This window comes from Streptomyces massasporeus, from assembly GCF_014648995.1.
Classification (GTDB): Bacteria; Actinomycetota; Actinomycetes; order Streptomycetales; family Streptomycetaceae; genus Streptomyces; species Streptomyces massasporeus.
The window spans coordinates 189,530-201,978 of sequence record NZ_BMSE01000010.1 but is presented as its reverse complement, the minus strand read 5'-3'; the positions used below and the strand labels follow the sequence as shown (position 1 = coordinate 201,978).

Annotated in this window: 10 protein-coding genes; 5 read left to right on the top strand and 5 right to left on the bottom strand. The window is 71.6% G+C overall.

Annotation, left to right across the window (positions count from 1 at the left end):
* Positions 1-560 precede the first annotated feature (560 nt).
* On the bottom strand, positions 561-1,793 hold the full coding sequence (locus IE153_RS22820; protein WP_189591759.1) for a M20 family metallopeptidase: 1,233 nt from the start codon (positions 1,791-1,793) through the stop codon (positions 561-563).
* 297 nt (positions 1,794-2,090) lie between these two features.
* Here IE153_RS22820 and IE153_RS22815 point away from each other — a divergent pair, with 297 nt between their 5' ends.
* Positions 2,091-2,771 carry a class I SAM-dependent DNA methyltransferase gene (locus IE153_RS22815; RefSeq protein ID WP_189591679.1) on the top strand — a complete coding sequence of 227 codons (681 nt, stop codon included), beginning with the start codon at positions 2,091-2,093 and terminating at the stop codon, positions 2,769-2,771.
* A 10-nt stretch (positions 2,772-2,781) separates the two neighbouring features.
* Here the strand turns inward: IE153_RS22815 and IE153_RS22810 are convergent, their stop codons facing one another.
* The 4 genes from IE153_RS22810 to IE153_RS22795 are packed head-to-tail and all read right to left on the bottom strand — an operon-like array spanning position 2,782 to position 7,618.
* Complete coding sequence (locus IE153_RS22810; RefSeq protein ID WP_229829118.1) at positions 2,782-3,942, bottom strand: ferritin family protein; 1,161 nt, start codon at positions 3,940-3,942, stop codon at positions 2,782-2,784.
* Between the two features lie 46 nt (positions 3,943-3,988).
* A complete protein-coding gene (locus IE153_RS22805) occupies positions 3,989-4,927 on the bottom strand; it encodes an N-acetylneuraminate synthase family protein (RefSeq protein WP_189591678.1) in 939 nt (312 codons plus the stop codon).
* A gap of 13 nt (positions 4,928-4,940) precedes the next feature.
* Entirely contained in the window at positions 4,941-6,209 is a 1,269-nt protein-coding gene (locus tag IE153_RS22800) for an acylneuraminate cytidylyltransferase (RefSeq protein ID WP_189591677.1), read from the bottom strand.
* 35 nt (positions 6,210-6,244) lie between these two features.
* Positions 6,245-7,618: a DUF6716 putative glycosyltransferase gene (locus tag IE153_RS22795; RefSeq protein ID WP_189591676.1), complete on the bottom strand. Its 1,374-nt coding sequence runs from the start codon at positions 7,616-7,618 to the stop codon at positions 6,245-6,247.
* Between the two features lie 198 nt (positions 7,619-7,816).
* Between IE153_RS22795 and IE153_RS22790 the strand changes: the two genes are divergently transcribed.
* The 4 genes from IE153_RS22790 to IE153_RS22775 all read left to right on the top strand — a co-directional run bounded on the left by IE153_RS22790 (position 7,817) and on the right by IE153_RS22775 (position 12,447).
* Positions 7,817-8,803, top strand: coding sequence for a glycosyltransferase family 2 protein (locus IE153_RS22790; RefSeq protein WP_189591675.1), 987 nt, complete (start codon positions 7,817-7,819; stop codon positions 8,801-8,803).
* Positions 8,803-10,134: an alpha-2,8-polysialyltransferase family protein gene (locus IE153_RS22785; RefSeq protein WP_189591674.1), complete on the top strand. Its 1,332-nt coding sequence runs from the start codon at positions 8,803-8,805 to the stop codon at positions 10,132-10,134. Before IE153_RS22790 ends, IE153_RS22785 begins: the two co-directional genes overlap by 1 nt.
* Before the next feature lie 173 nt (positions 10,135-10,307).
* Positions 10,308-11,462 carry an acyltransferase family protein gene (locus IE153_RS22780; protein WP_189591673.1) on the top strand — a complete coding sequence of 385 codons (1,155 nt, stop codon included), beginning with the start codon at positions 10,308-10,310 and terminating at the stop codon, positions 11,460-11,462.
* Positions 11,463-11,526: 64 nt separating this feature from the next.
* Entirely contained in the window at positions 11,527-12,447 is a 921-nt protein-coding gene (locus IE153_RS22775) for a class I SAM-dependent methyltransferase (protein ID WP_189591672.1), read from the top strand.
* Positions 12,448-12,449: the final 2 nt, after the last annotated feature.

The window sequence follows — 12,449 nt, the reverse complement described above, 5'->3', positions numbered from 1 at the left end:
GGGTGTCGGCCTTGTGCGGTGCCGTGGGTCGGGGCGGGCCTTGGGGGGTGGGTTGTCGGCCTGGTGCGGCGCCGTGGTGGCTGGTTGCGCCGTTCCCCGCGCCCCTGAATAGCCGTGCGGCGCCATCGTGGCTCGTCGCGCAGTTCCCCGCGCCCCTAAATGCCGTGCGGCGCCATCGTGGGCCGGTCGCGCCGTTCCCCGCGCCCCTGAATAACCGTGCAGCGCCGCCGTGGCTCGTCGCGCAGTTCCCCGCGCCCCTAAATGCCGTGCGGCGCCATCGTGGGCCGGTCGCGCCGTTCCCCGCGCCCCTGAATAACCGTCCGGCGCCATCGTGGCTCGTCGCGCAGTTCCCCGCGCCCCTGAAAGCCGTGCAGCGCCATCGCGTGGCTCGTCGCGCAGTTCCCCGCGCCCCTAAATGCCGTGCGGCGCCATCGTGGGCCGGTCGCGCCGTTCCCCGCGCCCCTGAATAGCCGTGCAGCGCCGCCGTGGCTTGTCGCGCAGTTCCCCGCGCCCCTGGGGACGTGGTCCTCACGTCCCTCAAGAAGGCGGGGCCGGCGCGTCTAGCGGAGGCCGTTGACCAGGGCCGCTGCTGTGAAGAGTTCCACTCCTACCGTGATGGCCGATTCGTCGACGTCGAAGTCGCCCTGGTGGAGGTCGCGGATCTGGCGTTCGCCGGGGGTGCGGACGCCGAGGCGGGCCATGGCGCCGGGGACGTGTTCCAGGTACCAGGAGAAGTCCTCGCCGCCGAGGCTCTGCTCGGTGCCCTCGACGGACTCGACGCCGCGCCGGGCGATCATGGCCTCGCGCAGCAGTTCGGTGACGCCGGGCTCGTTGACCACGGGCGGGACGCCGCGCACGTAGTTGATCTCCGACTTGGCGCGGTGGAGGTTGGCGATCTCGTCGATGGCCGCGACGACGACGTCGGGAGCCTGCCGCCACGCCTCGAGGTCGAGGCAGCGCACGGTGCCGGAGAGCTCGGCGTGCTGCGGGATCACGTTCGGGGCGTGGCCCGACTCGACACGGCCCCAGGTGATGGCGAGCCCGCTGCGGCTGTCGAAGCGCCGTCCGACCAGCGCGGGCACGTCGGTGACGACGCGGGCGGCGGCGGTGACCAGGTCGGTCGTGAGGTGGGGGCGGGCGGTGTGGCCGCCCGGGCCGTCGAGGCCGATCTCCAGCCGGTCGCAGGCGGAGGTGATCGGGCCCTCGCGCAGACCGATCTTGCCCGCGTCCACCCGGGGGTCGCAGTGCACGGCGATGATCGCGCCCACGCCTTCCAGCGCCCCGCACTTGATGACGTCGGCGGCGCCGCCGGGCAGCACCTCTTCGGCGGGCTGGAAGATCAGCCGGACCGGGCGGGGCAGCGCGCCCCGCCGGTGCAGTTCGGCGAGGACGAGACCGGCGCCGAGGACGACGGTGGTGTGCACGTCGTGACCGCAGGCGTGCGCGCGGTCGGGCACGGTGGAGCGGTACGGGCAGTCCGTCTTGGTGTCCGGGATGGGCAGGCCGTCGATGTCGGCCCGCAGGGCGAGCATGCTGGGGCCTCCGTCCCACTGCTCGCCCTCCACGCCGATGTCACAGACGAGTCCGGTGCCCACGGCGAGGACGCGCGGCTTGAGGCCCGCCCGCTCCAGCCGCTCCTTGATCGCGGCGGTGGTGCGGAACTCCTGGTTGCCGAGCTCCGGGTGCATGTGCATGTCGCGTCGGAACGCGATGAGCTCGGCCCGCAGAGCGTCGGGCAGCGCACCGGGAAGTACGGCTCCTCCGGGAAGATCGACCTCGGACTCCAGTGACATCAGTGGCTTCACCCTTTGAAGGGTAGGGCGCCAAGGCGGTCGAACGACCCTGGATCAACAAAACTTCAACCCGAAAGGGGAAGAAAATATGACCGCCGGACGCATAGCTATCAAGTGAGATGGGTAAACTGGCCAGCCTTTTGGGCCAGGCCGGGGCACCCACCCCCCGGAGTGTGACTTCGACCACATGCGCGTCACGACTCCGGTATCCATCCATCCTCTCCACGGATACCACGCCCTGCGCGGCGAACACGGGCGTGTTCATCTGCCGGACGCGCTCCCCGCTAGTCTGCGCCCGTGCGCGCCCCCGAGTTCTTACAGTCCACGCAGGCCTCGTACGACGCCATCGCCGAGGCCTACGCCGCCGAGCACCCCGACAGCCTGGCCGGCAGACCACTGGAGCGGGCGCTGCTGACGGCCTTCGTGGAGCTCGTCCGGGCTCCCGGGATGCCGGGGAAGCCTCCGGTCGCGGACGTCGGCAGCGGGCCGGGGTACGTGACGGCGCGGCTGCACGAGGCCGGCCTGCCGGTCTTCGGGATCGACGTGTCGCCCCGCATGGTGGCGCTGGCCCGCCGGGCGCACCCGGAGCTGCGCTTCCACGTCGGTTCCATGACCGCGCTGGACCTGCCGGACGAGACGCTCGGCGGCATCGTCGCGCTCTACTCGATCATCCACGTGCCGGACGATCACCTGCCGGCCGCCTTCGCCGAGTTCCGCCGTGTCCTGTTGCCGGGGGCGCCCGTACTGCTGGGCTTCCAGTCCGGGGACGAGGACGGACACCGGCGCCTGACCGAGCGCTACGGGCAGGAGATCGCGCTCGACTCCTACTGGCGCACACCGGACACGGTCGCCGCGCACCTCGCGGATGCGGGGCTGGAGCTCCACGCCCGCGTCCTGCGCGAGCCCGGCCCCGGGGAGAAGCTGCCGCGCGCGTTCCTGCTGGCGCGCAGGCCCGGGCCGGTGCCGCGGGAGGTGTGAGCGGGGCGCGTCACGACGCCGCGGGGCCTACCAGTCCCGCGGAGGGCGGCGTGGCGGTGAAGGGTGCCGGGCCGGACGGGCTCGTCGGGTTCACCGGGTTCGGGGCTGCCGTCGGAGCCGTCGGGGAGAGCCGGTGGACGTCCCGGGCCGTGCCCGTGACCCCGGACAGGAAGCCCTGGGCCCGCGGGGAGGCGTTCTCGGTCAGCCAGGCGGGGTCGATGTCGCAGACGGCGACGCGGACCTTCGTGCCGGACAGGGCGAGGGGGAGGGTGTGGACGACCGTGGACGGGAAGCTGAGGACCGTCCGGCCGATGGGGCCGCGGCGGGCGATCAGTTCGAGGGGGAGTTCGGGGCGGACGATCTCCAGGCCCGTCGCGGCGGCGAGGCGGTGGAGCTTGTCCGTGCTCTCGCGGCGGTGGGCGAAGTAGCGGGTGGCGCCGTGAGCCGTCGTCAGGGCGTGGACGGCCTCCAGATAGCGGCCGTCGTCCACCACCCCGGTCTCCACCAGGGACGTGCCCACCATGTCCGCGCCCTTGGTGATGCGGGGCGGGCCGAAGCGCGTCCGGGTCCAGGCGAAGGTGTTGGCGCGGACGGTCACGCCCGCCGGGGTCTCCTCCATCGGCATGGAGGAGAAGATCTCGATGTGGCGCCGCTCGCCGGGGGTCAGCCGGCGGCGGGCCGACGCCGACACCGGCGCGAAGACGACGTCCCGCGGGCCGGGGCGGCCGCCCTTGCGGTGCCAGCGCACCAGGCGTTCGCCCCGGGCCAGCTGCCCGACGAACTCCATCGTCGCCGTGCCGTCGTCGACGACGACCAGGTCACGGGCGCGGGTGATCGTCAGCAGCAGCTGGACGTAGCGGGAGAAGGGGTCCCCCAGCACGACCCTGCGTGCCCTGCGGAGCAGGCCGGACAGGCCGCCGATGGTCTGGAAGGGCGCGAGGGGCCCGCCGCGCGCTTCCTCCCAGCGGACCCGGTGGCCCTCGTCGCGGGCCAGGTCGGACATCCGCCGCAGCTGGCCGCGCGTCATCGGGTCGACGGGTGACAGCACCACGAGGGTGAGCCCCACGCCGGGGGCGTGCGCGTGCGCCCACTCCAGCACGTTCAGCAGCTGTACCGGGCTCTCGACGAAGGCGAGAGTGTGGGGGCCGGCGTTCCCGGCGCGGGGGCTCATCGACGTACGACCGTCCCGTGGTGAGGGGGGTTGTGGGGGTGGGGGATCAGACGCCTACCGGCTCGCCCGCCGCGTCGGCGATCTCCGCCTCGGCGACCACACCGCTGACGCGGCGCAGCTTCTTCATCGGGCCGAGCTCGGACTCGTAGACCTTCTTGACGCCGTCACCGAGGGAGGCCTCGATGGTGCGGATGTCGCGGACGAGGCGCGTCAGGCCCTGCGGCTCCACGGACGCGGCCTGGTCCGAGCCCCACATGGCGCGGTCGAGGGTGATGTGACGCTCGACGAAGGTGGCGCCCAGGGCGACCGCGGCGAGGGTGGTCTGCAGGCCGGTCTCGTGGCCGGAGTAGCCGATCGGGACGTTCGGGAACTCCTTCTCCAGCGTGTTGATCACACGCAGGTTGAGCTCCTCGGCCTTCGCCGGGTAGGTCGACGTGGCGTGGCACATCAGGATGTTGTCCGAGCCGAGCACCTCGACCGCGTGGCGGATCTGCTTCGGCGTCGACATGCCGGTGGAGAGGATCACGGCGCGGCCGGTGGAGCGCAGGGCGCGCAGCAGCTCGTCGTCGGTGAGGGAGGCGGAGGCCACCTTGTGGGCGGGGACGTCGAACTTCTCCAGGAAGGCGACGGCCTCGGTGTCCCACGGGGAAGCGAACCAGTCGATGTTCTTCGACGTGCAGTAGTCGTCGATCGCGCGGTACTCGTCCTCGCCGAACTCCACGCGGTGGCGGTAGTCGATGTAGGTCATCCGGCCCCAGGGCGTGTCGCGCTCGATGTCCCACTGGTCGCGCGGGGTGCAGATCTCCGGGGTGCGCTTCTGGAACTTGACGGCGTCGCAGCCGGCCTCGGCGGCGGCGTCGATCAGCTTGAAGGCGTTCTCGAGCTCGCCGTTGTGGTTGATGCCGATCTCACCGCAGACGTAGACCGGACGGCCCGGGCCGACCTCGCGCGAACCGAAGCGGCGGATACGGGAGTTGGTGCTCATGGCAGAGATGTCCTTACTTGGTGAGGGAATCGAGAGAGGGGCCGAGGATCCAGCTGGCGATCTCTCGGATCGCGCCGTCGCCACCGGGGACGGTGGTGACCGCGCGTGCGGCGCCGCGCACGACGTCGTGGGCGCTCGCGACCGCCACGGGCCAGCCCACGAGGGCGAAGCACGGGAGGTCATTGACGTCGTTGCCGACGTAGAGCACGCGCTCCGGCGCGATGCCCTGCTCCTCGCACCACTGCTTCAGCGCGAGGTCCTTGCGGTCGATGCCGTGCAGCACCGGGAGCTTCAGCTTCCGGGCCCGGGCGGCGACCACAGGGTTCTGTTCCGTGGACAGGATCAGCATCTTCAGGCGACCGCTCGCACGGAGGGCCGCGATGCCGAGTCCGTCCCCGCGGTGCACGGAGACGAACTCCCGTCCGTCGGAGTCGACGAGCACCCGGTCGTCGGTCTGGGTGCCGTCGAAGTCGAGGACGACCGCGTCGATGTCGTCGGCGGTCGGGAGGGCGCCGGGCCGGTCCGCGTCGAAGAGCGGGGCGAGGGCCCGGGCGCGGGCGAGGTCGTGCGGGTCGTCGATCTCCAGCACGCGCGCGGGGTCCGTGCGGACCAGCTCGGTGCGGCCGAAGAAGCGGTGCTGGTGCTTGCGGAAGCCGGAGGCCTCCATGGCGTAGGCGGCGCCGGTCTCCAGCAGGTCCTGGGGGCGGTCCTGGCGGCGGGGCCGGAAGGACTTGTCGTGGTTGACGCCGTAGCCGCCGCCGATCGCGGCATCGGTCTCCGCGACGGAGCCGGCCGCTGCCTCGTCGTCGGCGTCCCGCCAGATGAACCCGTGGAAGGGCGCCACGGTCACCGCGGTGTCGGCGCCGTTCTCGACGATCGCGCCCGCGACCCCGTCGATGTCCTCGCGGACGATGAACGGGCTGGTGCACTGCACGAGCAGGACGACGTCCACGACCGCGCCGTGCAGGGCCTCGTGCGCGTCCACGGCGTGCAGGACGGCGGCCTCGGAGGTGGCCGTGTCGCCGGCGATGGCGGCGGGGCGCAGCACGACCTCGGCGCCGGCCTCACGGGCGGCGGCCGCGATGGCCTGGTCGTCGGTGGAGACCACGACGTCGGTCACCAGCCGGGCGGCGCGGCATTCGCGCACCGCGCGTGCCACCAGCGGGACGCCGCCGACGGGGAGGAGGTTCTTCGCGGGGACGCCCTTGGAGCCGCCGCGGGCGGGGATCACCGCGAGCACGCGGCGCACCGAGGCGCCTTGGCCCGCTTCCGGTTGGGACATGGGGTCTACTCCTTGGGCAGGGGTCTCGGGGCGGCTCACAGCTCGCCCATCCGCCGGATGACGGGCGCCACGCGCTGGACGCCGTGCCGGTAGGCGCCGCGCGCCGCCCGGCGCACGATCTGCCGGACCGGTCCGGGCTCCTTGTCGGCGGCGGGTGCGCCGGGCAGCGGGGTGCCGTCCGGGCCGAGGTGGTGGCGGGCGAGGAGCCCGGGCAGATAGCCGGGCGCGGTGACGGGGGTGTAGTACGGGGTCAGCGGGGGCAGGCCGCCGGGCCGGTCGAGCAGCTCGGCGATGCGTTCCCGGGCCGCGTCGAAGGCCGAGGCGTAGGAGCCTTCCCCAGACTCCGTCCGGGAGGTGCCCCCGGCGGCGACGCCCTGCCGGGAGACCCACTCCTCGTCGGGTGTGGGCCGGTGCCCGGCGTCGAGCTGGTCCCAGGAGGCGAGGCAGCCGGAGCCCACGAAGTGGTGGTTGCCGAGGGACTCGCGGATACCGAGGTCGCTCAGCACGACGGTCGGGATCCGGCGGTGCAGCGACTCCAGCGCGGCCGTGGAGCTGACCGTCACGAGCAGGTCGGTCCGGTCCAGGACCTCGCCCATGTTGCCGTACACCAGGCGGAAGTTGGCGGGCGGATCGAGGCGCTGCACCAGCCTCTGGTAGGGCAACTCCTCGATGTGGGTGGTGTGTTCGCCGGGCTTGGAGCGCAGCTTCAGCAGCACCTCGCGTTCGGGGTGCCGGCGGGCGTGCTGCACCAGCCGGTTCAGCAGGTACGAACGGTCCTTGCGGCTGTCCGGGACGGAGGGCTGGGCGGCGAAGACGACCGTGTAGGGGTCGTGTTCACCTTCGTAGGGCGCACCGCCGAGGAAGGGCAGGGCCACCTCGGTCACCGCGGAGGCGTCGGCGCCGACCCCTTCGTAGACGGCCCGGAAACGGTCCGCGTCCTGGCGGGAGTTGGCGAGGACCAGGTCCGCGCCGTGCCGCAGCAGCAGGCCGTCGGCGAGCTTCTCGTAGACGACACCGACGTAGCCGGTGACGACGACGGGCCGTGTGGTGCGGTTCTCCCAGACGCGTGCCAGGCCGTGCAGCATCGCCTGTACTCCGCCGCCGACGAGGGAGAGGACGAGGACGTCGTAGGACTCCTCGGCCATGGCGCGCAGGAACTCGACGGCGGTGACCTCGCGCAGCGAGTCGGCGCGTACGCCCACTTCCTCCAGCTGGCGCGGGGTGGGCGTGGCCCGGCCGCGCAGCAGGAATCCGTCGAGGAGGGGGCCGACTTGCGCGCCCTCGCGCGGTGCGGCTTCCATGGACGGCCCCGGGACGACGCGGTCCGCTGTCAGCGCACCCCATTTCCATCGGGTGTCGCTGTCGGCGAGGACCGCGATTCGCGGGCGCTTCGGTGTACTTACTGGCACGTCGAAGACGCTAGGAAGCGAATCCGAGGTATGGCGGAACCGCGACTCAACGAAAAGTTAACAACAGCCCACCGAGAGCCGAACTGGCCTGCTGGAAGGCGGAAAGTACACGGGGTGCACCGTTCTGACACATGGAGTTCACCCGGTGTACCTTCACCGGAAAGTTCCGCTGCCGGGCGGGCTCCTAACGTTTTGCGGGTGCCTAAGCTTTCCGTGATCGTGCCGTTCTACAACGTGCAGCAATATGCCCCGGACACCCTCAGAAGCCTTCGGTTGAACGCCGACCGCGATTTCGAGTTCATCCTGGTCGACGACCATTCGAAGGACGAAACTCCGGCCATTCTCGAACGAGCGGCCGAGGACCTTTCGGATGTCGCCCAGGTGCGGTACATCCGCCATGAGCGCAACGGTGGGCTCGCCACCGCCCGCAACACCGGCCTGGACGCGGCGCAGGGCGAGTACCTGACGTTCCTGGACGGCGACGACTGGCTGGCCCCCGGCTACTTCACCGAACTGGTGTCCGCGATGGACGACCTGGGGTGCGACTTCGTGCGCACCGACCATGTGCAGGCCACCGCCCGGGCCCGTTCCGTGAGCAGGGTGCCGATCGGCCGGCGCTGGGAGGTGTTCAGCCCGCGCGAGGCGATCCTGCCCGCCCACCGCTCGACCTCGGTGGACTACGCCTACGCCTGGGCCGGCGCCTACCACCGCCGTCTGGTCGACAAGGGCCTGCTCCACTTCACCGACGGGCTGCGCACGGCCGAGGACCGGCCGTGGATCTGGAAGCTCCACCGCGAGGCGGAGTCGTTCGCCGTGGTGAGCCTGCTGGGCGTGTTCTACCGGCGCGGGGTGGCCTCGTCCCTGACGCAGATCGGCGACGTCCGCCAGCTCGACTTCATCCGCGCCTTCGACCAGGTGATCGAGGAGACGGCCGCGGACCGCGACGCCGACCGGCTGCTGCCGAAGGCGGTGCGGACCTACTGCGCGATCATCGCCCACCACCTCTCCAACGAAGACAGGTTCGAACCGGCCGTGGCCAGGCAGCTGCGGTCGATGAGCGCGGCGGCCATCAAGCGCATGCCGCAGGACGCACTCGCCGACGCACTGGAGGCCATGGACATGGACCGCTCGTCCAAGCTGCGGCGGCTGCGGCGCCGGGTGACCACGACGGGAGCGGCCGCCTGATGCCCGGGACCACTCAGATCTTCTGCGCCTCGACGCTCTACGGCGTCGCCACCCTGGCCGCCGCGATCGACTCCGACCTCTTCGAGGAGCCGGACCGCCGGGTGCTGCTGGTGTTCAACAACTCCGCGACCCCGGAGACCACTCCGGCCCTCGACGAGATGCCGGGCTTCGCGCCGCTGCGCGAGCACTTCGACGAGGTGCTGTCCTGGAACGAGGCGATCCGCCCCTTCCACCCCGGGGCGTGGACGCCACGCGCCGACGACGTCCCGCTCTTCGAGCGCTATCTACGCCTGTTGTGGGGCCTTGGCGACGATCGGGTGAGCCTGGTGCTGGAGTCCATCCAGGTGGCACCCGCCCTGACGGTGGCCCAGCTGTTCACCGACGCCCCCGTCGACGTCTACGCCGACGGGCTGATGAGCTACGGCCCGACCCGCAACAAGCTCGACCCGCTGGTCGGCACGCGCGTACGGCGGCTGCTGCACCTCGATCTGGTGCCGGGGCTCACGCCGATGCTGCTCACCGAGTTCGGCGTGCCGGCGCACCTGGTGCCGACGCCCGCGTTCCTGAAGGTGCTCGGGGAGGTCACCGAGACCGTGCCCGAACTGCCGGACGTGCCCGGCGACTCGGCGCTGCTGCTCGGCCAGTACCTCTCCGCGCTGAACATCCTCTCCCCCGAAGAGGAGGAGGACCTGCACGTGCGGATGATGCGGGGCGCCGTCGCCCGCGGCCACCGCACCGTCGTCTTCAAGCCCCACCCGACCGCACCCGCCCGCTACAGCCGCGCCCTGGAGACCGAGGCCGGGAAGCTCGGCGTGGACCTCACCGTGCTGGACACGCCCGTGCTCGCCGAGGTGCTGTTCGACCGCGCCCGGCCCGCCCTGGTCGTCGGCTGCTTCTCGACCGCGCTGTTCACCGCGTCCGCGTTCTACGACCTGCCGGTCGCCCGCATCGGCACGGAGCTGCTGCTGGAGCGGCTGACGCCGTATCAGAACAGCAACCGGGTGCCGACCACGCTGGCGGACGCGCTGCTGCCCGGCCTGGAGAGCGGCAAGGACGGCGACGTCCTGCCGGCCGAGCGGCTGTCCGGCCTCCTCACGGCCCTCGGGTTCACCATGCAGCCTCAGATCTACCCGGAGCTGCGCCCGCAGGCCGAGCGGTTCCTCGCCCGGCACCTCGGTCCGCGGACCCGGCGCTACTTCAAGAAGCGCCGCCTCACCGCGCTCGGGCTGCCCGGGGGCATTCCGCAGCGGCTGGCGTTCCTGCCGCGCAATTCCACGGCACGCCGGGTGGTCAGGCGGGCCCGGGCCCTGCGCAAGGCGGTCCGCCGCTGAGCCGGTCCGCCCGGCCGCCCGCCCCCGGCGACATCCAGATGAACCCATGGGGACCGGCAGGCGAAGCCTGTCGCCATCGAACGTGATTGCGTCAACTCTCGTCCTAGGGTGACAGGCGCCCGCCCACAGGCGGCTCAGGCAAAGGACATACGAGCCACACAGAGGTTTCCAGCGTGACCGAGACGGTCGTCAGCACCCGAAAGCCCCGGCCCGGCAGCGCCGTGCTGGTCGAACCACCGGGGGCCACGACCGTCCCGCGGCGCGGAAAGGACTCCGGCGGGCGGCTGCGCGCCCTCGACGGACTGCGGCTGGTGGCCGCGTTGATGGTGGCGCTGTACCACTACGGCGGACGAGACGGTGAGGTCGGTCAGGCGTGGGGCACCTCGCCGCGGGACCAGTTCCCCACCCTGCACTCGCTGTTCGCCTACGGCTGCCTCGGCGTCCAGGTGTTCTTCGTGATCAGCGGTTTCGTGATCTGTATGAGCGGCTGGGGCCGGCCCCTGAAGTCGTTCTTCGCCTCCCGCGCCTCCCGGCTGCTGCCCGCCTACTGGGCGGCCGTCCTGCTGGTGACCGGCGTCTTCGCGCTGCCGGTGGTCGCCTACAAGGCCGTGTCGCCGAGCGACGCCCTGGTGAACCTGACGATGCTCCAGATGCCCCTGGGCGTCGACCGGGTACTCGGGGTGTGCTGGACCCTGTGGGCGGAGGTCCGCTTCTACGCCCTGTTCGCCCTGTGCGTCGTGCTGCCCGGCGCGAACCGCCGCCGGGTGATCATGTTCTGCGCGGGCTGGATGCTGGCGGCGGTGATCGCTCAGAACGCGAACATGCCGCTGCTCGACATCGTCCTGATGCCCGAGTACGCGCCCTTCTTCATCGGCGGTGTCGGCCTCTACCTCGTGCACCGCGACCGGCGGGACGTCTACGGGTGGGGCATCGTGGCCGTCAGCTGGCTGATCGGGCAGCACTACGCGGTGCAGGGGTTGTGGCACGCCCCGAACCCGGAGGCCTTCTCCTACCGCTCCTCGTTCGGGATCATCGCCGTCGTCACGTTCGGCTTCGTGGCGGTCGCCGCGATCGCGCTGGGGCTGCTGGGCCGGGTGAACTGGCGGTGGCTGACGGTCGCGGGCGCGCTGACGTACCCCTTCTACCTGGTCCACGAGCATCTCGGCTGGGTGGTGATCCACGCCCTGCACCGCGGTCTGGGACTGCCCTCCGGAGTGACGTTCGCGCTCACGGTGGCGTCAATGCTGCTGCTGGCGTGGTTGCTGCACAAATATGTGGAGAAGTCGCTGACGCCCCGGCTGCGGACGGCGCTGGCGAAGACCCGCTGACCCTGTTCACGGGACGTTCAACCGGCCGTCGGTTCGGGCAAGGCTCAGAGAGAAGGCTCGTCTCATGACCAACGCACAGGCAACCGACAAGCACCCCGGCGAACTCGCCGACGTCCCGGGCTGGTTCCCGCCGCTGGACCAGATGCTGTTCACCTGGTTCCTCGAACAGCAGCAGAAGGCCGGCATAAAGGGTGACCTGCTGGAACTCGGCGTCTACATGGGCAAGAGCGCGATCCTCCTCGGCCACCACCTCCAGGACGGCGAGCTGTTCACCGTCTGCGACCTCTTCGAGGGCGACGCCCCGGACGAGGCCAACAAGGCGGAGTCCTCGAAGTCGTACGCCTCACTCACCCAGCAGGCCTTCGAGCGGAACTACCTGTCCTTCCACGACACCCTGCCGACGGTGATCACCGGCCCCAGTTCCCTGGTGGACGAGAAGGTGGCCCCGGACACCTGCCGCTTCCTCCACATCGACGCCTCGCACCTGTACGAGCATGTGTACGGCGACATCGGCGCGGCCCACGACATCCTGCTGCCCGAGGGGGTCGTGGTCCTCGACGACTTCCGCTCCGAGCACACCCCGGGTGTCTCGGTCGCCGCCTGGGAGGCCGTCCTCAACCGCGGCCTGCGCCCGATCTGCCTCAGCACGCAGAAGATGTACGCCACCTGGGGCGACCCCGAGCCGCTCCAGGAAGAGCTGCTGGAGATGCTGCGGCAGCGCTCGGACGTCGGGGTGAGCGTGCAGGAGGCGGCCGGGCACCGGCTGATCCGGACCCGCTCCCGCGGCATGAAGCCGCCGTCCTTCCCGCCCTCACGGCACTACGTGGAACCGGCGACGGCACCGGCGGCCGCCCCCACGGTCACCGAGACGCGGGCGGCACGCCCGGCCCGCCCCGCCCCGTCCCGGACCCGCCGGCTCGCCAAGGACCTGCTGCCGCCCGTGGTCTTCCGGGCCGTACGGCGGGCCCGCGCGAAACGGTCCTGACG